This window comes from Bradyrhizobium sp. AC87j1, from assembly GCF_002936975.1.
GTDB lineage: Bacteria > Pseudomonadota > Alphaproteobacteria > Rhizobiales > Xanthobacteraceae > Bradyrhizobium > Bradyrhizobium shewense.
In genome coordinates, this window is the sequence record NZ_PTFE01000006.1 from 1 (window position 1) to 21,920 (window position 21,920).

General features: G+C 63.9%; 18 protein-coding genes and 1 pseudogene. 3 read left to right on the top strand and 16 right to left on the bottom strand.

The window, feature by feature from the left end; translation table 11 throughout:
- Nucleotides 1-16: 16 nt before the first annotated feature.
- Nucleotides 17-1,258, top strand: a complete 1,242-nt coding sequence (locus CV770_RS05560; RefSeq protein WP_091954238.1) for an efflux RND transporter periplasmic adaptor subunit — start codon at nt 17-19, stop codon at nt 1,256-1,258.
- 166 nt (nt 1,259-1,424) lie between these two features.
- Nucleotides 1,425-4,625 carry an efflux RND transporter permease subunit gene (locus CV770_RS05565; protein ID WP_104461601.1) on the top strand — a complete coding sequence of 1,067 codons (3,201 nt, stop codon included), beginning with the start codon at nt 1,425-1,427 and terminating at the stop codon, nt 4,623-4,625.
- On the opposite strand, the gene CV770_RS05570 is transcribed toward CV770_RS05565, so the two are convergent.
- The 16 genes from CV770_RS05570 to CV770_RS05645 all read right to left on the bottom strand — a co-directional run bounded on the left by CV770_RS05570 (nt 4,622) and on the right by CV770_RS05645 (nt 20,111).
- Nucleotides 4,622-5,350, bottom strand: coding sequence for a sulfite exporter TauE/SafE family protein (locus CV770_RS05570; RefSeq protein WP_038970940.1), 729 nt, complete (start codon nt 5,348-5,350; stop codon nt 4,622-4,624). The two genes, CV770_RS05565 and CV770_RS05570, sit on opposite strands and share 4 nt — an antisense overlap.
- A 14-nt stretch (nt 5,351-5,364) precedes the next feature.
- Nucleotides 5,365-5,598: a hypothetical protein gene (locus tag CV770_RS05575; RefSeq protein ID WP_201759709.1), complete on the bottom strand. Its 234-nt coding sequence runs from the start codon at nt 5,596-5,598 to the stop codon at nt 5,365-5,367.
- Nucleotides 5,537-5,773, bottom strand: a complete 237-nt coding sequence (locus tag CV770_RS05580) for a hypothetical protein (RefSeq protein WP_245453680.1) — start codon at nt 5,771-5,773, stop codon at nt 5,537-5,539. The genes CV770_RS05575 and CV770_RS05580 overlap by 62 nt, the downstream gene beginning before the upstream one ends.
- 252 nt (nt 5,774-6,025) lie before the next feature.
- The gene (locus CV770_RS05585; protein WP_104461604.1) at nt 6,026-7,144 is read right to left on the bottom strand and encodes a helix-turn-helix transcriptional regulator; all 1,119 of its coding nucleotides are present in this window, start codon (nt 7,142-7,144) and stop codon (nt 6,026-6,028) included.
- A 106-nt stretch (nt 7,145-7,250) separates the two neighbouring features.
- Nucleotides 7,251-8,369, bottom strand: coding sequence for a helix-turn-helix transcriptional regulator (locus CV770_RS05590; RefSeq protein WP_104461605.1), 1,119 nt, complete (start codon nt 8,367-8,369; stop codon nt 7,251-7,253).
- A 144-nt stretch (nt 8,370-8,513) separates the two neighbouring features.
- A complete protein-coding gene (locus CV770_RS05595; RefSeq protein WP_104461606.1) occupies nt 8,514-11,027 on the bottom strand; it encodes an autotransporter family protein in 2,514 nt (837 codons plus the stop codon).
- A 224-nt stretch (nt 11,028-11,251) separates the two neighbouring features.
- Complete coding sequence (locus CV770_RS05600; protein WP_104461607.1) at nt 11,252-11,500, bottom strand: DUF6894 family protein; 249 nt, start codon at nt 11,498-11,500, stop codon at nt 11,252-11,254.
- A gap of 122 nt (nt 11,501-11,622) precedes the next feature.
- On the bottom strand, nt 11,623-12,588 hold the full coding sequence (locus CV770_RS05605) for a helix-turn-helix transcriptional regulator (RefSeq protein ID WP_201759715.1): 966 nt from the start codon (nt 12,586-12,588) through the stop codon (nt 11,623-11,625).
- A gap of 238 nt (nt 12,589-12,826) precedes the next feature.
- A complete protein-coding gene (locus tag CV770_RS05610) occupies nt 12,827-13,978 on the bottom strand; it encodes a helix-turn-helix transcriptional regulator (protein ID WP_104461609.1) in 1,152 nt (383 codons plus the stop codon).
- Nucleotides 13,979-14,282: 304 nt separating this feature from the next.
- Nucleotides 14,283-14,783 carry a hypothetical protein gene (locus tag CV770_RS05615; protein ID WP_091954214.1) on the bottom strand — a complete coding sequence of 167 codons (501 nt, stop codon included), beginning with the start codon at nt 14,781-14,783 and terminating at the stop codon, nt 14,283-14,285.
- A gap of 90 nt (nt 14,784-14,873) precedes the next feature.
- A complete protein-coding gene (locus CV770_RS05620; protein WP_091954211.1) occupies nt 14,874-15,320 on the bottom strand; it encodes a MaoC family dehydratase in 447 nt (148 codons plus the stop codon).
- A 389-nt stretch (nt 15,321-15,709) separates the two neighbouring features.
- Nucleotides 15,710-16,132 (bottom strand): hypothetical protein, encoded by a 423-nt coding sequence (locus CV770_RS05625; protein ID WP_018319784.1) that lies wholly within the window; start codon nt 16,130-16,132, stop codon nt 15,710-15,712.
- 12 nt (nt 16,133-16,144) lie between these two features.
- A complete protein-coding gene (locus CV770_RS05630; protein ID WP_018319783.1) occupies nt 16,145-16,366 on the bottom strand; it encodes a hypothetical protein in 222 nt (73 codons plus the stop codon).
- 141 nt (nt 16,367-16,507) lie between these two features.
- Entirely contained in the window at nt 16,508-17,326 is an 819-nt protein-coding gene (locus tag CV770_RS05635) for a lytic murein transglycosylase (RefSeq protein WP_018319782.1), read from the bottom strand.
- 113 nt (nt 17,327-17,439) lie between these two features.
- Nucleotides 17,440-18,246, bottom strand: coding sequence for a shikimate dehydrogenase family protein (locus CV770_RS05640; protein ID WP_104461610.1), 807 nt, complete (start codon nt 18,244-18,246; stop codon nt 17,440-17,442).
- A gap of 5 nt (nt 18,247-18,251) precedes the next feature.
- Nucleotides 18,252-20,111 carry a flavin-containing monooxygenase gene (locus CV770_RS05645; RefSeq protein WP_104461611.1) on the bottom strand — a complete coding sequence of 620 codons (1,860 nt, stop codon included), beginning with the start codon at nt 20,109-20,111 and terminating at the stop codon, nt 18,252-18,254.
- Between the two features lie 176 nt (nt 20,112-20,287).
- Between CV770_RS05645 and CV770_RS05650 the strand changes: the two are divergent.
- Nucleotides 20,288-21,910: pseudogene (locus CV770_RS05650) on the top strand (long-chain fatty acid--CoA ligase); the annotation flags it as partial.
- Nucleotides 21,911-21,920 lie beyond the last annotated feature (10 nt).

A 21,920-nucleotide genomic window follows, 5' to 3' on the forward strand; every position in this document is an offset into this window, starting at 1 on the left:
TATCTGGAGCGCGCAAATGCCCCCCTCCCAAAATACCTCCCGTGCCGGCCGCCTTCGCCGCCTTCTTGGCGGCGTCGCCATCGTCGGCGCCCTTGCTGTGGCCGGTACGATTGCGACCGGCCACTATCTTCGTTCCGCTCAGGCAACCGCAACGGCCGCCGCGGCTGAACAGGCGGTGTCCGTCACGGTTGCCATGATCGAGCCGCGGCAGACCGCGCTGTGGGACGATTTCTCCGGCCGGCTGGAAGCCATCAACCGCGTCGAGCTTCGCCCGCGCGTTGCCGGTGCGATCCTTTCCACCAACTTCACCGAAGGCACGCTGGTGAAGGCTGGCGACGTGCTGTTCAAGATCGATCCGGCGCCTTACGCCGCCGAGGTCGACAAGGCCAACGCCCAGCTCGAGGCCGCAAAGGCGCGCGTGGTGTTCACCACCAGCGAGGTCGAACGCGGCGCACAGCTGGTCGGCAACGCCGTCGTGACGCGCCGCGACTTCGACCAGCGCGAGAACGCCAACCGCGAAGCGATCGCCAGCGTGAAGGCGGCCGAGGCAACGCTCCTGACTGCAAAGCTCAATCTCGACTACACCGAGGTGCGCGCGCCCGTGGACGGCCGCGTCGGCAAGATCGAGATCACCGTCGGCAATCTCGTGGCCGCGGGCACCGCCTCCCCGGTGCTGACCTCGCTGGTCTCGATCAATCCGATCTATGCATCCTTCGATGCGGACGAAGAGGTCGTGCTGCGTGCGCTGAACTCGATCGCGGACGCCAAGGGCGGACGCGGCAAGCTCGACCAGATCCCCGTGGAGATGGCGACCTCCGGCGGCCTCTCGGCGAAAGGCCACATCCAGCTCATCGACAACCAGGTCAACGGCCAGAGCGGCACCATCCGGGTGCGCGCGGTGTTCCGGAACGAGGACGGGCGTCTGATCCCCGGCCAGTTCGCCCGCGTGCGCATGGGCCAGCCGAAGCAGCAGACGCTGGTGATGATCGATGAGCGCGCGATCGGGACCGATCAGGACAAGAAGTTCGTGATGGCGGTCGGCGACGACAGCCGCGCGGTCTACCGTCCGATCACGCTCGGCAGCGCCGTCGACGGGCTTCGCATCGTCACCTCGGGCCTGAAGTCCGGCGATCGTATCGTCGTCAACGGCCTGCAGCGCGTGCGTCCCGGCGTCCTCCTCAAGACGGAGGTCGCAGCGATGGGCGCGCGTGGGCAGCAAGCTTCGAACCACAGCAACCAGGACGTCGTGCAACGCTAGTGTTCTCTGTCATTCCGGGGCGCGCGTAGCGCGAACCCGGAATCCAGCAGTTTGGAAACTCCGATCCATCTCACTTCAGGATTCCGGGTTCGCGCGCTGAGCGCGCGCCCCGGAATGACGGGGTGAGTTGGCGGAGACACGCAGGATATTGCCCAGGGGCAAAGCCATGAATCTCTCAAAATTCTTCATCGATCGTCCGATTTTTGCCGGCGTGCTGTCGGTCCTGATTTTCCTTGCCGGCCTGATCTCGCTGTTCGCGATGCCGATCTCGGAATATCCGGACGTGGTGCCGCCGTCGGTCCTGGTGCGCGCCACCTATCCCGGCGCCAATCCCAAGGTGATCGCGGAGACGGTCGCGACCCCGATCGAGGAGCAGATCAACGGCGTCGAGAACATGCTCTACATGTCGAGCCAAGCGACCACCGACGGCGCGATGACGCTGACGGTGACGTTCCGGCTCGGCACCGACCCCGACAAGGCGACGCAGCTGGTGCAGAACCGTGTGCAACAGGCCGAGCCGCGCCTGCCCGCAGTGGTGCGCCAGCTCGGCATCATCACCAAGAAGTCCTCGCCCGACCTCACCATGGTCGTGCATCTGTTGTCGCCGAACGGCCGCTACGACATGACGTATTTGCGCAACTACGCGGTGCTCAACGTCAAGGACCGGCTGGCGCGGATCGACGGCGTCGGCGACGTGCAGCTCTACGGCGCTGGTGACTATTCGATGCGGGTCTGGGTCGATCCGCAGAAGGCGGCCGAGCACGGCCTGACCGCGAGCGACATCGTCAAATCGATCCAGGCGCAGAACGTCGAGGCCGCCGCCGGCGTCGTCGGCTCCTCCCCGAACGTGCAGGGCATCGACCTGCAGCTGTCCGTCAATGCGGAAGGCCGACTGTCCAGCGAAGAGCAGTTCGGCGACATCGTGGTCAAGACCGGCACGCGCGGCGAGGTCGTGCGGCTGCGCGACGTCGCGCGGATCGAGCTCGGCGCATCGCAATATGGCCTGCGCTCGCTGCTCGACAACAAGCAGGCGGTGGCGATCCCGATCTTCCAGGCGCCGGGTTCCAACGCGCTGCAGATCTCAGATAACGTCCGCGCCACCATGGCCGAGATCAAGAAGAACATGCCGGAAGGCGTGTCCTACCAGATCGTCTACGACCCCACCCAGTTCGTACGCTCCTCGATCGAGGCCGTCATCCACACGCTGCTGGAAGCGATCGCGCTGGTGGTGCTGGTGGTGATCCTGTTCCTCCAGACCTGGCGGGCCTCGATCATCCCGCTGCTGGCCGTGCCGGTGTCGATCGTCGGCACATTCGCGGTGATGCACGTGTTCGGCTTCTCCATCAACGCGCTCAGCCTGTTCGGCCTCGTGCTCGCCATCGGCATCGTCGTCGACGACGCCATCGTCGTGGTCGAGAATGTCGAGCGCAACATCGAGGCCGGGCTGTCGCCGCGCGACGCCACCTATCAGGCCATGCGCGAGGTGTCGGGCCCGATCATCGCCATCGCCATGGTGCTGATCGCGGTGTTCGTTCCCCTTGCCTTCATCTCCGGCCTCACCGGGCAGTTCTACAAGCAGTTCGCACTGACGATCGCGATCTCGACCGTGATCTCAGCGGTTAACTCACTGACGCTGTCGCCGGCGCTGTCGGCGCTGCTGCTCAAGGGACACAACGAGCCGAAGGACCGGCTGACGCTCATCATGGAAAAGAGCCTTGGCTGGTTCTTCCGCGGCTTCAACAAGGCCTTCACGCGCTCCTCGGATAATTACAGCGGCACCGTCACCAAGGTGATCTCGGGCAAGGCCGCTGTGATGGGGCTCTACGTGGTCCTGGTCGGCCTCACCGCCTTCTTGTTCCAGCAAGTGCCGAGCGGCTTCGTGCCCGGACAGGACAAGCAGTATCTCGTCGGTTTTGCCCGCCTGCCCGACGGCGCGACGCTCGACCGTAGCGAAGAGGTCATCCGCAAGATGAGCGACGTCGCGCTAACCCAGCCCGGTGTGGAGAGCTCCGTGGCCTTCCCCGGTCTGTCGATCTCCGGATTCACCAACTCGTCCAATGCCGGCATCGTGTTCTCGACGCTCAAGCCATTCGACGAGCGCAAGGGCCCGGCCCTGAGCGGGAATGCCATCGCGGCCGACCTGAACAAGAAGTACGCCGGCATCCAGGAGGCCTTCATCGCCATGTTCCCGCCGCCGCCGGTCAACGGCCTTGGCACCATCGGCGGCTTCAAGCTGCAGATCGAGGACCGCGCCGGTCTCGGCTACGAGGCGCTGAACGAGGCGACCAACGCGTTCATGGCTGCGATGCAGAAGGCGCCGGAGATCGCGGGCGTGTTCTCCAGCTTCCAGGTCAACGTGCCCCAACTCTTCGCCGACATCGACCGCACCAAGGCGCTGCAGCTTGGCGTGCCCGTGACTGAAGTCTTCAACACGCTGCAGATCTACCTGGGCTCCTACTACGTCAATGACTTCAACAAATTCGGCCGCACCTATTCGGTTTATGTGCAGGCCGACGCGCCGTTCCGTGCACGTGCCGACGACATCAGGCAGTTGAAGGTGCGCTCGTCCTCCGGCGACATGGTGCCGTTGTCGGCGCTGCTCAATATCCGCCAGAGCGCGGGACCGGAGCGTGCGATCCGCTACAACGGATTCCTGTCGTCCGACATCAACGCCGCCGCCGCGCCCGGCTTCTCGTCGGGCCAGGCGCAGGAGGCGGCAACCCGGATCGCCGCGGAGACGTTGCCGCCCGGCTTTGCCTTCGAGTGGACCGACCTGACCTATCAGGAGTTCATCGCGGGCAATTCCGGCCTCTGGGTGTTTCCGCTGGCGATCCTGCTGGTGTTCCTGGTGCTGGCCGCGCTCTACGAGAGCCTGACCCTGCCGCTCTCGATCATCATGATCGTGCCGATGGGCCTGCTTGCCGCCATGTTCGGCGTCTGGATATCCAAGGGCGACAACAACGTCTTCACCCAGATCGGCCTGATCGTTCTCGTGGGGCTCTCGGCCAAGAACGCTATCCTGATCGTCGAGTTCGCGCGTGAGCTCGAATTCGCCGGGCGCACGCCGATCCGCGCCGCGATCGAGGCGAGCCGCTTAAGGCTTCGCCCGATCCTGATGACGTCGATGGCCTTCATCATGGGCGTGCTGCCGCTGGTGCTCTCGACCGGCGCGGGCTCGGAGATGCGGCGAGCCATGGGCGTTGCCGTGTTCTCCGGCATGATCGGCGTCACCGTGTTCGGCCTGTTCCTGACGCCGGTGTTCTATGTGCTGCTGCGGACCGTAACCGGTAACAAGCCGCTGGTGCATCACGGCAGCGACATCAGCGCGGCACCGGTCCAAGGACTTCACGAAGTCCAAGGACACTAGATCAGGGAAATCCCCGACACGAGCAACAGAACGAGCACGGTCTTGCGAAAGACCGTCTCGTTGACCCGGTGGAATGCGATCACGCCAAGCGCCGAGCCGGCGAACAGCGCCGGCAGGCTGACGGCAAGGTCGACGAAGACCTTTGACGACAGGTCCTGATGCCCGACCAGCAGCGCGATGGCAAACAGCTGCATAGCCGCGATGAAGGGCTGCACCAGGCCGCGCTGCTCGCTCTTGGGCATGCCGCGCATGTCGCACCAGATCGTCGGGATTGCGCCCGGCATCGCGGTGAGCCCGCCGACGAGCCCTCCTCCGAACCCGATCAGCGCGACCCAGTGCCGGCCGACCGCCTCGCCGGCGGTCACCAGCGTCGGGCGCAGCAGCATATACGCGGCATAGAGCGCGACGATGATGCCGAAGCCGCGCCTGAGCAGATGCGTATCCGCGCTCTGCAACAGCGACACCGCGATGGGAACGCCGATCAATCCGCCGACGATCAGCAGCAGACTGCCCTCCCAACGGATACTGCGCCGGAGCGCCCACAGATTGGTCGCCTGCACGCCGATGCTGCAAGCCATCATCAGCGGCACGGCTTCGAGCGGCTGAAACACCCGCAGCAGGATCGTGCCCGCGACGGCCGAAAACGCGAAGCCCGAGAGTCCCGAAACGAAGGCGCCGGCGAATACGGCAACGCTAAGCAGAATCAGAGTCGTGACATCAGGCACGGACCGTCCTCCGGTCAATCATAGGGGATCTGCGGAACGGCAACATCCGGGGTGTCTGTGCAGGCCGCCGGTTCGCGCGGAAACGACATTTGCATCGCATGGGCGTGGGATCGTTCCAGAAGCGCCAGCCCGACCAGCTGAAGAGCGACGAGCGCCCCGGTCAGCGCAATCGCGACGATGTTGAAATTACGCGCGCTCGTAGGCGGGCTCGCCGGCGGCGCTCTCGCGCGCATCAGATCCGTGGGCATTTCCTGAAACATCCTCTTGCTTGCTGACCGGAATGATTTCGTTCAAAGGCAATGTGTCGCCGGGCTGGGCCAGCAAGTGGTGATAGCGTTGCAATGCGCGTTGCGCGTCGATCTTGCGCTGCTCGCGGAACACGGCGCCGATGCGAGCGACGATGTCGCGGAACTTGTCGGCCATGGCAAGTGACGTCCTTCGCATGACGACCTCCTCTCAACCTGTGCGAGAGAATGATGAGATTCACCCCAGTCTGATGTGAGTTGCTTCACAAAGAAGTCTGATACGTCGAACAAGAAATCGTGTGACGTGTCTGTAGAAGAGAACGCAAAAAATCGCGTCATTCGATCGAATGACGCGCGATAACTTTCTAATGATATCTCTCTTTGAACCTGTCGGCGTGCTGCAGCGAAGAGCCCGCGACGCGCATTCGTGTCAGTGCAGAAGCGGATTGGAGAATCCCGCCGCAAGCTTGACCAGATCGGCCTGACGGGACACGCCGGTCTTGGCGAAGACGCGGTGCAGATGCGTCTTCACCGTCGTCTCGGCGACCCCCAATGCGGCCGCGGTCTCCGGCACTCCGCCGACCTCGACGATCGATTGCAGAACCCTCAGTTCCGCAGGCGTCAACTCGAACGTGCGGTCGATCAGGCCGGCACATGAGCGGCTGTCGAGTTCCGCCTTCCAGATCAGCAAGGCCCCAACGGCCGACGTGCGCTCGGTCGCACCATCGCGCAGCAGCGAGGGCAGCGCAATCACGTGCGCGACGTAGTGCGAACCGTCGTGCGACGTCAAAGGGATCTTTCGACCGTCGGCCGCAGCCAGAGCCACCTCTCCCGGATCGCGGAAGATATTACGCAGGGCCAGATTGGCCTCGGAGGATCTCGTCACCAGCCGGCCCGAGATCGAGCGCAGGACATCGTCCGCGGCCAGGATCGTCTCGGCCGCCGGGTTGCTATGGACGATCTGGCAGGCTGCATCGAGCAGGATGACGCCGGCATTCAGGCGGTCCACGACGTCGGCCAGTGCGGTCGCGCGTTGCTGCTTCCGCTCGATCGCGCGGTTGATCATCAGCGCCCGGCTCGCATGGGGAACCAGGAACTGCATTCGCGCGCGCTGCTCGGCATCGAGCATCTCCCTGCCCGGGATGACGGTCAGCAACATCGGGCACGGCGACTTCGACTGTTCCAGCACCACGTTGGCGACGTCGATGCAGCCCTGCGGGCGCAGCCATTCCTGATAGAAGCGCCCGCGGCGGTACTCGTCGAAATTCACGAGGTCCGGAATGCTGCGCACCTCGCCGTACCCAGGAAGCCGGGCGAGCGGATCGTACCGGGAGTAGGTTTCGGAATAGAGCTGGATGTAGTGCGGATCGACTCCGCAATAATAATGGGTCGCCCCGGACTTGCTGACCGTATCCTTCGAGATCAGGCCGCAGGCCTGGCTGCCGATGAACGCATTGAGCATGACGACGACGTCGCTCCACAGCTCAGGGTGGAGTCCGGCATCATATATGCTCTCGATCAGCTCGGAATGTCTCGGAGATCGGGGCATCGGAAGAGCCAATGGTCAAAGTCGGAGATTTGCGGAATGTTCTTCGTGCCCGGCGGCTCCTGTGAGTCTGTCGCGGGCGAAAAAGGTTCAACGCCGACGGCGATCTTCAGTGGACGAGCGGATTGGCAAATCCCGCCGCGAGCTTGACGAGATCGGCCTGCCGGGACACGCCGGTCTTGGCGAAGACGCGATGCAGATGCGTTTTCACGGTCGTCTCCGCGATACCGAGTGTAGCCGCCGTCTCCGGGACGCCGCCGACCTCGACGATCGACAGGAACACGCGGAGCTCCGCTGGCGTCAGCTCGAACGTTCGCGCGATCAATTCGCCACAGGATTGTCCACCGAGCGACACCTTGCGCACAAGCAGCGCACCGGCGGCATCGACCACGCACTCGCTGCCGTTGCGCAGCAAGGACGACAACGGCAGCATGTGAGGGACGTAGCGCTCGCCGGTGGCGGACAACAGCGGAATCGCACCGCCGCCTGCGGCCAGCACTGCACCGTCGCGATGGTCCGCAAACGCCTTGCGCAGGCTCCGATTGGCCTCAGCGTTGCTGGTCACGAGTTGCCCGGCAACGGACCGCACCACGTCATCGGCCGCGAGCAGGAGCTGACCGGCCGAATTCGCATGCACCAGGCGGCAGAGGCCGTCGAGCAGGAAGATCCCGACCGTCAAACTGTCGAGCACGTCCGCCAGTGCCGTCGCCAGCGTCAGTTGCGCGGTCATGGCGCGGTTAATCAGCAGCGCGCGGCTTGCGTGCGGCACCAGCAGCGAAAGGCGCCGCTTCATGCGCCGATCGACCATGCGGCGGCCCGACAGCACGGTCATCATCACCGGGCAGCTCGCATTCGACATCTCGAGCACGACATTGGCCGCATCGCTGCAGCCCTGCGGCTGCATCCATTCCTGGTAGAAGCGCCCGCGCCGGTACTCATCGAAATTGACGAGATCCGGAATGCTTACAATCCGGCCGTGTGGCGGCAGGACCGTCAGCGGATCGAACTTCGAATGGGTCTCGGCATAGAGCTGGATGTAGTGCGGGTCCGCTCCACAATAGTAATGCGTGACACCGGATTTGCTGATCGAATCCTTCGAGAACAGCCCGCAGGCCTGGCCGCCGACGAAATCCCGGATGCCGGCCACCGCGTTATTCCACAGCGAAGGATCGAGCCCGGCATCGTAGATGGACTCGACGAGATCGGGCAGCTTTTGCGATCCGTGCATGGCTCAAAATGGCACTGAATGATCAATGCCGGGGAGCATAACACAACCGTAGCATGCGACATCCTCCGATCGGAGGAGGCGCCGGCCGGGCGGATGGAGCCCGGCCGGCGGCATCGTGTTCGAGCCGCCAGGGCTGGTGCCGGCTCAGAACGCGACGCGAACGCCACCCTTGGCCGTGCCGGTGCGGCTCTGGTCGGACATCATCATGCCCTCGACCGCGCCAAACACGGACAAATTGGCCCCGCTGCGGTAGTCGAAGCCGAGGCCGGCCACCGCGCCGACGGTGCTGCGGCTGCCCGGCGTCACGAAGGACAGATTCTGTCCGAGCAGCACGGTGTTGATGGTGGTGTCGCCGACGCGCTGGAGGGCGATGACGCCGCCATGGACGTTGGCCTTGAGCTCGCCGCCGGCAAGGCTCGTCACCCGCGAGAGATCGACCTCGCCCCGCTCCTCAAAATCCTGCAGCGTACGGCCGCCGACCGACAGCCCTTGCGCCGAACCGGTCTCGCTGTAGCCGTCGAACCGGCCCGCGACATAACGCAGCCGCGCCGTCGGCGTCAGCACGTAGCCGTTGCCGATATTGAGTTTGTAGCCGTAAGCAACCTCTGGACTCACGTACCATCCGCTGTAGTTCGCGGTTGCCGTCTCCATGCCGCCGACGGCCGCGTTGTTCAACACCAGGCGGCGCGACCTGTTGTCGGCGTTGCCGCCCTGGATCGTGACGTCGAAGAATTGCGAAGCCCATTCGAACCGGCTGTAGACGCCGGCGAAGGCGTAATTGGTGTCCACCGACTGCGAATTGAGATCGACCGAGAGGCCGCCCTGCCCGCCACCGAGGAAGGCGCCGACCAGCCAGTTCGGCTGCACCTTGCGGTCGATGCCGATGGCCCCGCCCCACGCCGTCGAGGTCGCGCGCAGCGTGGATGTGGTCTCGTCCTGGATGCGCTGGCCGCCAAAGCTGTTGGCCCAGACCGTGATCGGCGCGGGATCAGACCAGAGGCTGCGAGGCGCCTTTGTGAAGGGACCGGTCTCCGGCGCATAGGCCATTGCCATCATGTTGCTGCCGGCCGGCCCAGCGCCCCCGCTCAGGCGTGCCTGCACCAGGGAAGAGACACCACCGGTGAAATCCATCAGCGTGCGGTCGGTCTGTGCCAGCGCGGTGGGATCGAGCGTTGCGAGCGTGCCGCCGGCAAAGACCTTCGGGCCATCGAAGCCCCCGCTGTTGGTGTTGATGGTGCCATTGAAGTTGACGAAGGTCGGGAGCTGGATGCTCGTCAGCGACGCCACCCGGCTGCTCAGCGGAATGAAGTTGACGTTGACGACGTCATTGCCGAAGCCGAAATCGACCACGCCATTGATCTTCGAGCCCGGCAGCAGCGTCAGCGTGTCGGCCTTGCTCGATAATTTAATCGCCGTCCCGCTGGTGCCGGTGATCGTACCGGAATTCGTGATGTTCGACCCGTCGCTGGAAGAAATGCCAGTTCTGGCGATAATGGTGCCGGAATTGATGACGTTGGCTTGGGTCGCCGAGATTCCGGTGCCACTGAGGGTCGAGGCCTGGAGAAAGCCGGTGTTCGTCACATTGGCGACGTTGGCGCTGACGGCTGCGCTGTCCGCAATGATGGATCCGGAATTGTTGACGTTGCCGACGAGTGCGTTGACGCCGCGATCTGCCGTGACTTTTCCGATATTGTCCAGGTTCACGGTGCTGGCGCTCATGCCGGAGCCGAGTATCGACGCAATCAGCCCTGTGTTGGTCACATTGACGCTCGTACCAAAGATTGCGCTCGATACGCTCGATATCGTGCCGCTGTTCGTCACGCTTGCAGTGAGGTCCGCGCGAATGGCGTTGCTAGTACCGCCGTCGGCACCAATGGCGCCGGAGGCGAAATTGGACACGTCAACGTTCTTGCCGGATACGCCGAACGCGTGACCGGCGATGTTGCCTGCGTTTGCCACCGTCGCCACACCGGAGGCCTCGATCGCGCCTCCGGTCGCTGCAAATTGCGAGATGATACCTGAGGCATCATTGGTGATGTTGAGGGTCGTACCCTTGATGCCGCGGGCATCTCCCGAGATCGTTCCGGTGTTCGAGACCACGTTGACCGTGGCGCCATTGATCCCGATCGTATCGGGCCCGACGCCGGCGATCGTGCCAGAATTTCGCACGGTGGCCGTCGCGGCTTCGACCCCGCTCCCCCTTCCCCCGGCTTCGCTCGCAATCATGCCCGCATTGTCGAGCGTGAGTGTCGACGCCAGAACCGCATGAAAGCCGGTGATCGTGGCGCCGCTGAGATTCGACACCGTCAAACCGAAGCCGCTGAGACCCGACGCTAGCGCGCCATCAATGATGCCGCCATTGATGATGACGTTGCCATCGCCGCTCTGGATGCCGAAGGCGCTTCCGTGCACCTTGGCCCCGGTCTCGATCCGATAGATATTGTTGTCGTCCTGGCTTGTCCCATATCCGTTGTTGGGGGCCTGCTGAGCGTTGACATCACCCGAGCAAACGATGGTCGCATTGCTGACCGGTGCCGCCGGCGTGCACGCAGCCTCGGCTTGATCGACGGCCAACAGCGGCGCAGCGAACACCAGAAGGCGCATCGATCGCCACACCAAATGCCGCTGCGCGAAGTCACCAAGAGCCGTCACATTCATCGTCTTCGTTCCCCAGAAAACCTTGCGCTTGATGGCAGCGCAGGCATGTTGATGCCGGACTCCTCCATTGGAAGGTGCTCGGCAGCGAACCCTGGATTCGCTGAACGCTAAGGTAGAAGGACGCCAATGGCCCGACTTGGACGGAAACGACCGCGCTTCAGCCGAGAACGAACCGAAAGCGCTTCGTTCCGCACTGGTGCAGAGTTGCTACACCGAAGCGGCACTCACGCCTGGTCCCAACCCTGCTTCTCGGCGCACTCCGACCAGACCGGTGCGCGATAGATTTTGCGGCCGCTGTTGTCTCTGACGCGGATCCAGGCGTCGCGATCGCGCAGATCGTCGCGCCAGACGAACAGATGGTTTGCCATCTCGTTGGCCACCACGAATGTCGCTTCCGCACATTCGAACACCATGCCGCCCGGGTCGATCTTCACGATATTGCCGACTAGGAGGTCGAAAAAGAAACGGCGCATTCAATACTCCGGCTGCGGATGCCGCACGCAACGATTGGGTCATGGCTTCGCAATCAGGGATCACGCCGGATCCCTGTCTGCTGGCTGAAATCGGCAGTTGGCAGAAATTCAGTGGCGCACGGTCACGGCATCTCGCCGCTCCTGATGTCGCTCGGCGTCGCGTTATAGGTCCGCCGGAAGCAGCGGTTGAAATAAGAGAGATCGCCGAAGCCGACATCGTAGGCGATCGAGCTCACCGTTCGCCCGGCGTATCCGGGCTCCCGCAGCATGCGATGCGCGCGCTTGACGCGTTGCTCGATCAGGAATGACGAGAACGTCTTGCCGTCGGCCTCGAACAGGCGCTGGAGATAGCGCGGCGTCACGCCGAGCTCCTGGGCAACCGAGGCCACCGACAGTTCCTGCCGCCAGCAATTGTTGGCGATGGAGACTTTCGCCTTCTGGAGCCGCGCCGCCTTGATGCCACGCCGGCCGGCCAGCTCCCGCGCTTCACCGGTAGCACCGAGGACGAGCGCCAGCAGATCGTGGAGATGCCCGACCCCGAGCTGCCGCAGCACGGGCGTCGCGAACGCCTTCTCCCGCACCAGCGTTACCGCGTAGTCGACCAGCAGCCTCAGTCCGGCGGAGCTTTCCAGCATGACGCGCATCACGGCATCGTCGACGTCCACGATCATCGGCGCCAGCACGCGCCTCGGCACGCGTAGCGAGAAGCAGCTTCCCAGCGACAGCCGCTCGAACGTCGTGACGTCCTCCGCGCTCGTCAGCACCGCCTCTCCTGCATGAAGCCTCAGATCGTGCCCCCGCTCGGATATGCCGAGAACGCCGGACCTGTTCACGATCAGGGCGAGGCTGTCGTCGCCATCGGCCACCAGTTGCTTGGTGCGAATGACCCGCGCTCCGCACAGGCCCCCGATCAACAACTGGGCTTCCGGCAGGACATGAGAGGTGAAGCTCGCCGCGGCCGGCTTTCCATCCCTTGCCTCGACCTCCGCCTTCAGCACCCCGCGGCAATAGAAATCGCGAAGCAACGGGATGCGCTCGTTTTCGGGAATTTCGTTCGTTGAAACATTGAGAACGGAAAAATCAACCATGCTGCTCACTGCAATCTCTCCAGCCGACGAGCAGACCCCGCCACGCGCTGTCGTTTCCTCCACACGCGCGTTCGATGCCGTTGTGGCAAGCTTCGCGGCGCTCGCTGCTCTTCAATTATCAGAAGCGCGATATACGAAAGTCTCGAATGACTCGCGTCCTGCATTCGGATGACCCGCGAGCGCGGATCATCACAATGGATTGAGAATGCGGCACGTAGCACGAGGCATGCGCAATGAATCACGCGACGCTGTCATCGCCGTTCGTTCGCCGCGCGAACGGCACGGCAAAGCCGGCGGCGATCTTCACCAGATCAGCCTGCCTGCCGGCGCCTGTCTTCTCGAACAGGCGACCGAGATGCGTCTTCACCGTCGTCTCGGCGATACCGAGTTTTGCGGCGATGTCGGGAACACCGCCGATCTCGATAATCGCCATCAACACGCGCAATTCAGACGGCGTCAGCCTGAAGGCTGCTGCGATCGCATCGGTTGCGAGCAGCGGCAGCATGGAAGCTCTTTGAACGAAGAGCATCGTGGCCGCAATGTCCCGCGGCAGGCTGCGATCCCGCTTCAGCGGAAAAGCATGGAGCAGATAATGCTGCCCATCGGCCGACGTCGCAAGTTCGATCTGACGACGAGCGGCGGAATGTGTGCCTTCATCGAATTCGCACAGGCCGCGGAATATTTTGTCAGTCTGGGTGTTGCGGGCCACGATCCGGTCACCGACGATCGCAAGCAGATTGGCATCGGCGAACAACTGGCGGCATGCCGCGTTGGCATGAACGACGCGGCCATCCGCGTCGAGCAGGCAGATCGCCGTGTTCAATCCGTCGAGGACGTCGGCAAGGTCGTCCACCGTATGCGAGCGCGCCCTGATCTGCCGGCCCATGATCTGCGACCGATGGATGTGCGGAGCGAGCAGCCGCATGCGCTCGCGCATCGCCTCGTCGACGGTTCCGCGGGAGCGATGGCGCAACACCTGCAGGATCGTGGTGCGCGCGGCCGTCTTCTCGAGCGCGACGGTCGCAAGGTCTATGGCCCCCTGCGGTTCCACCCACTCGCGATGGAAGCTCGTCTCGAGAAAATCAGCATGGGACATGATGTCGGTCACGCCGATCGTCTGTTCGGGCGCGAAGGTGAGATGACGGTCGAGCAGAGGATCGAGCTCCACATACCGGTCGCGATAAAGCTGTCGGAAGCGGGCGTCGGTTCCAAAATGCTGGTGAATCTCGATCGAAAGCCGTGCCGAATCCCTGGACAGGATCATCGCGGCGCAACCACCGACGAACTGCGAAACCTGTTCCAACGCGCCGCTGCGCAAGGCGGGGTCAACCGCCGCGTCGTAGATCTCGCCGATGAGAGACGAGAACCGGCTTGCCTGATGGGTCGTCATCGGACGGGCGACGCGATCTGCATGCGGCCCGTCCGAGACGGAGAGCTCGCGATCCGGGAACTGACGGAGACGTCGGGCCGGTCAATTGCCGCCTTCGACGAGGAAAAAACGTTGCAGCCAGATGCTGGAATATCGAACATCGTCCTTGCGTAACGTCAACCGCAGGGTGCGGCTTGGACTGTTTCGCCAAAGACTAGGATAAATGCGAACAGCGCGCGGACTGTGTGCGATGAGTCACGCGCCGGTTCGCTGCCACCCACTTCGTTGCCGACGTTCTGACGGCTTCACGGCCGGCAGCGACCACTTATTTCCGGTTCTCCTCGCAGAACTTCAACGCCGCTAGCGCTTCGCCGGCACGCGGTACCTGCATCTCGATACTGTCGTCGTCATCGTCCTCGAAATCGAGCGTCAGGCGCCTCGCCTTCGACAGGCGGTCCATCATCGACTGGTCGTACTCGAAGATGCCGCGCACGGTGGTCTTGTCCATGACCTCCCACTTCGCCTTCTTCATGATGTCCGCGTCATCAGTGCCGACATCGGCCCGAAGGATCTCGCCGACCTTCTCCCATTCCCAGCCATCGTAGATCATCACGATCACGATCGCCTTCTCGGAATAGGTGATCACGATGACGTAGTCGCGGTTCTCGTCATCCTTGTCCTTGTAGCCACGGCTCGCATTGCAATGCGTGTCCTGCGTGCGCTTTTCGATGGTCCAGTCGGCAACCTTGGATTGTTGCGCAAGCGCCGGCCCGGCGCTTAAGGCGCCCGTCGCGATCAGCAAAGCGGCAAGAAGGAATCGTTTCATGTCAGCCTCCAGCGCGTTCCCCGGGCCGAGATGACCACCTCCGCGGGAGGGCCGCAAGGGCTTACCCCGGCAGAACGGAGGCGCCTGTGCCTATCCCTGCCGCGGCACGATCGCGATGGGGGTGAAGGTGTAAACCTCCTCGCCGCTCTGGTTGAACATGGTCCATTTCACCAGCGCGATACCCTGCGGCTTCGACTTCGAGGGCGTCAGGCTCATCACCTCCCCGACCAGATGCAGGCGGTCATTGGGCCGTACCGGCATCGTCCAGCGCAGGCCGTCGACGCCGGCGCCGATCAGCGGATGCGGGCCGAACGGGCGGGTCTGGATCGCGAGGTTCATGGCAATCGCCGCGGTGTGCCATCCCGATGCCGCAAGGCCCTTGAACAGGGTCGCCTTGGCCGCCTCGTGGTCGAGATGCATCGGCTGCGGATCGAACTCGGCCGCGAAGCGCTTGATGTCGGCCTCGGTGACCTCGACCTCGGGGGACCTAAACCGCATTCCGATCGCCAGATCGTCGAACCATTCGACCTGCGCCATGATTTTGCCTCGCAATGTCGTGCGCCGCCCCGCCGAAGAGGCGGCCAAAGGGCTCCAGCAATAGCGGGACCGCAGCGCACAAAACCAGCCCCGAGGTTCCCCGCGAAACCCCTTTCCCGAGGTGACGAAACATCGCTGAAACAGATGGCCGCTTAAGTCGTTGTCAAAATAAATACAGGGACGGCTACCATGCAATTCCTTCTCGACCTGATCTACGACTATTCCTGCTGCCGCAACCTCGTTGCCCATTCACTACGGGAGGACGAGCTATGATCGAGCTGATCTCGGGCCTGCTCGCCCTTTGCAGCGCCGGTGTCTTCGCGGCGCACGCGTTGGACGCCTACCGCACCACACATCACTAACCACTGACCGCTTCGCCGTTTCAGCCGCTAGAAAGGCCGCCGGTAGAAGTGCTCCGAATGCGTTGCCGGCGGAAACCGGTTGGCGAGAGAGAGCGCGCCTGTCTCGTCGGTCTCGAGCGCGATCTTCTGCGCCAGCATGACGTCGCCCGGCACCAGGAAGCCTGACGGGACGAAGCACCATCCCATCGTGGCGCGGCCTTCGCCGTCGATTTCGTGGACATTGGCGGCGGTGCCGTAGTGAATGCGGTAGGTCTTGCCGGTGTCGCATCCGATGACGTCGAAATACCGGTGCTCTTCGAATTGGGCGCGCTGTGCGGGCGAGAGCCAATCGAAGAGCAGCCGGCGGCCACGGGCGTCCGGCGTGTTCTCGCCGAAGAAGCGCCGATAAAGTTCACGCAGCGCATGCAGACGCGCACGCGCCGGCGCGCGGAGCCAAACCGCCGTAATCATGAGCAGCTCAGATCAACCGCCGACCAGGCGGGGATAGAACAGCGTTTCCTGCGCGGTCGGGTCGAACGATCTGATCCGAGTGACTTCGCCGGGTCCGTTGCGAAGGGCCGCGGTGAAGCCGGCTCCGGTCAGCTCCCGAAAGCGCCGTTCGGCTCGCGCCAGCGCTTCGGCATTGCCAGGATCAAACTCGTGGCGCGTATCGCCAGTCTGGTCCATCACGATCTGGGTTGCCATGTTGAGTCTCCTCATGCCCAGCCCTGAATCTGATCAAAGCAAACCTCGTGCCCTCGGTTCCTGATGGCAACAACTTTCTCATGTCGGCGCATCACGCCTTGCTGAGCAGGAGCGTTTTCGAGCGAAGTGGACGGGTTTTCGTCAGCGCGAGGCCGCCGCTCCGCCGCCCTCGTCGATCTGCCGGCCCATCAGCGCGATCGCCTTCTGATAAACACCGGCCGCATTCCAGGCCTCGATGGCGGCGAAATTCGGCTCGCCCGGCTGGTAACCGGCTCCTGCTTTCCAGCCATGACCTTTGAGGAAATTCGCTGTCGAATTCAGCGCGTTGGCGGCCACCTCGAGGTTGCCGGTGCCATAGGCCAGGATGTTCTTGGGCATGAACTGGGTCTGGCCGACCTCGCCATGCATGGAGCCGCGGGTCGCCCCGGACAGCGTGCCGCGGTCGACCAGCTTCAAGGCCGCGTAGAGCTGGTCGGTAAAGAACTCAGGACGACGGCAGTCATAGGCCAGGGTTGCGATCGACGACAGCATGTTCTGGTTGCCGCGCTGGCTGCCGAAACCGGTCTCCATGCCCCAGATCGCGATCAGCGGGCCGGGCGGGACGCCATAGCGCTGCTGGATGGAGGCGAACAAGGCAGCCTGCGACTGCTTGAGCTGGCGCCCCTTGGCGACGATAGTGGTGGCGCCGCGCTTGGCGAGAAACTGGTCGAGCGTCAGCGAAAAGCTGCGCTGGCCGCGGTCGGCCGCGATGGTGGCACTGGCGTAGTTGGTCTGCATCAGCGCCGAGAGCGCGGTCTGGCCGATGCCCTTGCCCTGCGCCTCTGCGCTGAACTCTCGTTTCCAGGCCTCGAACCCGCCCGGCCCGTTGCCGCAGGTGGCGGCCTCGGCGCGGGGCGCCAGAGAGAGCACCAGCGCTGTGGCGCCGATCATGGCCGTCGCAACGGTCCTGCCCTTGGTCATTCCTCTTATCCTCTCCTCAAATACGCGACCGGCTCGCGCGAGCGCATGATCCTACGTCGGCTTTGATCGCTCAAGCCCTGCGGAGCGCAACGGGCGCCTTGACACCGGGCGATTTACCGCCCTTCGCCACGGCCAAGCAGGAAGTCCACCATGATCCCCTGGTGCTGCTCGTACATGTCCGTGCCCGTCCCCGTCACGCAGCCGCCCTTTTGGGCCGCCGCGATGAAGGGCGAGATTTCGGGCTTGGTGATGACACAGCCGCAATAGGCCGAGGGCGCAAGCCGAGCGACATCGACCGGCAGCGGATCGCCTTCTTTCATCCCTGCCGGTGTCGCATTGGCGACAAATTCAAAACCGGTGGGATCCGTGCTGCCGGCCCGCACTGTCGACTTGCCGAGCCCGCTGAGTTGGCCGATCAACGCGTCGCGGCGCTCAGTCGCGCTATCGTGAATAGCGAGCTCGCTCACGCCGGCCTCCACCAGCGCGAGCGCGATGGCCGAGCCCGCGCCGCCAGCGCCGAGGAGCAGCGCCCGCAGGCCCGCAGGGTTGACCCCTTTTGCCCGCGCGGCACCGACGAAGCCAAGGCCGTCGACCATGTCGCCATGCCATGCGCCATCGGCGCGTCGGCGCATGAGGTTGACGCTGCGCAGGAAGTGAGCGCGCTCCGTCGCACTCGTACAAGCCTGGTAGCAGGCGAATTTGTGCGGGATGGTCACGACGAGGCCGTCGAGATTCTTCAGGCGCGGTGCCAATGAGAGGAAATCCGGCAGATCCGCGACCGAGACCTGAACCGGAACGAGAATGCCGTCATGGCCGCGGGCCGCGAAGGCTGCGGTCACGCCTGCGGGCGAGCGCACCTGGGCGATGGGATCGCCGACGATGACATAGAGGCGCGTGGCGCCGGTGGGTGGCGGGATCATGCCGCTCAAGCCGACAACGGAGAGCCGCCTGCCTCCGCCGCGGTCCCATAGCTCAACTCCAGTCCGTCCAGATTGCCTTCCTTCCGCCATTTGTCGAGCAGCCGCAGGAACGCCACCGGCCCGCGCCAATATTGGCTGTTTCTTGCCGCGATCGGATCGAACACGCCCTCGTTGTTGTAGTAACCGGGCGTGCATTCGGCGAGATAGGTCTGGCGGCCGAGCGCGGCCTTGACGACCTCCTCGACCCAGGCGTTTTCCGCGGCCAGCGTCGGCTCCAGCGTTCGGGCTTTGCGCTTGCGCGCTTCGGCGATCACATAGGCGATGTGCTGCGACTGCTCGTCGATGATGTGCGGGAAGTTGGCGCTCTGGCCGGCCTGCACCGTGACGATCAGGAAGCAGTTTGGAAAGCCGCGGCTGTAGAAGCCATGCATCGTCTTGACGCCGCCCTGCCAGCGCTCGGTCAGGCTCATGCCGTCGCGGCCATGGACCTCGAAGCCCATGCGGCGGGCGTAATCGGTGCCGACCTCGAAGCCGCTGGCATAGATCAGGCAGTCGAGTTCGTAAGCCTTGCCGCCAGCCATGACGGCGTTCTCGGTGATGCGCTCGACGCCCTGCCCTTTGGTGTCGACGAGATGCACGTTGGGACGATTGAAGACATCGAGATATTCGTCGTGGAAGCACGGCCGCTTGCAGAACGCCTTGTACCAGGGCTTGAGGCCGTCCGCGGTCGCCGAGTCCTTGACCACCGCATCGACGCGGGCGCGGATCTCCTCCATCTTGCGGTAGTCGGCCTGTTCGATGACCTTCAGCGCCTCTTCCATCGAGGTCACCGGCTGCGGCTGACGACGCGGCGCCAGCAGGATCTCGCCGAGCAGGCCGGTCCAGCCATCCTGCACCAGGTCCCGTTCGACGGGCTCGCCGGAGATCACGGCGGTAAAATTGTCCATGCGCTCGCGCTGCCAGCCGGGCTTGAGGCTCTGCGCCCAGTCTTGATCCGTCGACCGGTCGTCACGCACGCCAATCGCTGACGGCGTGCGCTGGAAGACATAGAGCTCCTTCGCAGCGCGGCCGAGATGCGGCACACATTGCACGGCGGTGGCGCCGGTGCCGATGATTCCAACGCGCTTGTCGGCAAGTCCGGTCAGACCACCATCCGCATTGCCACCGGTGTAGCCATAGTCCCATCGACTGGTGTGGAAGCTGTGTCCCCTAAAGGTATCGATGCCGGGAATGCCCGGCAGCTTCGGTCGGCTGAGCGGACCTCCGGCGAGAATGACGAAGCGTGCACGGATGCGATCGCCCCGGTCGGTCTCGACCAGCCAACGCGCCTCCTGCTCCTGCCATGCCATCCGCGAGATGACGGTCTGAAACAGCGCGCGATCGTAGAGGCCGAAATGACGGCCGATCCGGCGGGAGTGCTCGTAGATCTCCGGCGCCCGCGCGTATTTGCGCACCGGCATGTAGCCGGTCTCTTCCAGCAGCGGCAGGTAGATGTAGCTCTCGGTATCGCAGGCGGCGCCGGGATAGCGATTCCAGTACCAGGTGCCGCCGAAGTCCGCAGCCTTTTCCACGATGCGGAAATCATCGATGCCGGCCTCGCGCAGACGCGCGGCACAGAGAAGCCCGCCAAAGCCGCCGCCGACGACGAGCACTTCAGTCTCTTCACTGACAGGTGCGCGCGCAAATCCGGGATCGGCCCAGGGGTCGTCGAGGTAGCGGCCGAATTCCCCTGTTACCTCGACATACTGGGCCTTGCCCTCGGCACGCAAACGGCGGTCGCGCTCGTCGCGGTAGCGCGCGCGGAGGGCTGCAATATCGACGGTAGGTTCGCCGGCTGCACCGGTCTTGTGTCTTTCCGCTGACATGCATTTCCTCCACGGAGAACGCTGCTTCGCCGGCAGCTCGGATCAGTTAGCCCTGAAAAAGTGACGCATGCAATCGCGTCCCTTGTTTTTTGCGTGAACGCCGCGTGACGTTCCGCTAACCTCACGCGCAAATCACAAGCGCAACGCCACGCAACGACGTGGCCGTGGAGGAGACCATGCAGGGATTGATGATGGACATGCCGCTTCTGATCAGCGGCCTGATCCAGTATGCCGCGGACTATCACGGCGAAGCCGAGATCGTCGCGCGCGAGATCGAGGGCGACATTCATCGCTACACTTATGCCGACGCCCATCCGCGCATCAAGCGCATGGCGCTGGCGCTGAAGCGGCTCGGCATGAATCCCGGCGATCGCGTCGGCACGCTGGCCTGGAACACGCATCGTCATTTCGAGATGTTCTATGCCGCGCCGGGCATGAGCTATGTGCTGCACACCGTCAACCCGCGGCTGTTTCCCGAGCAGCTCGTCTACATCATCAACCACGCCGAAGACCGCCTGCTGTTCATCGACCGCGCCACGCTGCCGATCGTCGAGGCGATTGCGCCGCAGCTCAAGACGATCGAAGCCTATGTCGTGATGTCGTCGCGCGAACGGATGCCCGAGACCAAGCTCGCCAACGTGCATTGCTACGAGGAGCTTCTGGAAGAAGAGAACGACGCCGGCTTCGTCTGGCCGGAGTTCGACGAAAAGTCCGCCTCTACCATCTGCTACACGTCGGGCACGACCGGCAATCCCAAGGGCGTGATCTATTCGCACCGCGCCGCGATCCTGCAGACCATGACCTGCTGCAATTTCGACTTCCTGCCGGGACATGTCGAAGGCGTGCGCGAAGTGATGATGCCGATGGCGCCGCTCTTCCACGGCAATGGCTGGAACATGCCGTTCACCGCCCCCTTTACCGGCTCGAAGCTGGTGCTGCCGGGCCGCAACTACGAGCCCGACAAGCTCTACGAATTGCTCGAAGGCGAGAAGGTGACGCTGTCGGCGGGCGTGCCGAGCTTCTGGCTGATCCTGCTCGACTGGCTGGGCCGCACCGGCAACAAATTCTCCACCCTACGCGCAACGCTGTCATCGGGCTCGGCGCCGCCGCGCGCGATGGTCGAGAAACTGAAGCGTGACTACAGTATCGACTACACCCAGGCCTGGGGCATGACCGAGGCGCTCGGCTGCTCGATGCCGGGCTTAAGGCCCGGCTCGGAGCATCTCGGCGACAAGGAGAGGTTCGACCGGCGCCAGGTCTCGGGCCGCGCCTGCTTCGGCACGAGCTTGCGCATCGTCGACGACAGCGGCGTCGAGCTGCCACGCGACGGCAAGTCCGTCGGCCATTTGCGCGCCCGTGGCCCCTGGGTCGCCTCCGGATACATGAAGTTAGAGGAAGGTCTCGACCGCGACGGCTGGCTGATTACCGGCGACATGGCCGTGATCGACCCACAGGGCCACGTCACGCTGACCGACCGCTCCAAGGACGTGATCAAGTCCGGCGGCGAATGGATCTCCTCGATCCAGCTCGAGGACGTCGCCTTGTCGCATCCCGATGTGCTTCAGGCAGCCGTGGTCGCGATCAACCATGAGAAATGGCAGGAGCGTCCCCTGCTCCTCGTCGTCCGCAAGAAGGGCGCGACGGTCGACGGCAAGACGCTGCTCGACCACATGCGCCCGAAGGTCGCGAGCTGGTGGATGCCGGACGCCGTCGAATTCCTGGACGAATTCCCGATGACGGGGACCGGCAAGGTGTTGAAATCGGCTCTGCGCGAGAAGTTCAGAGAGTATCGCGTCGCGCGAACGTCAC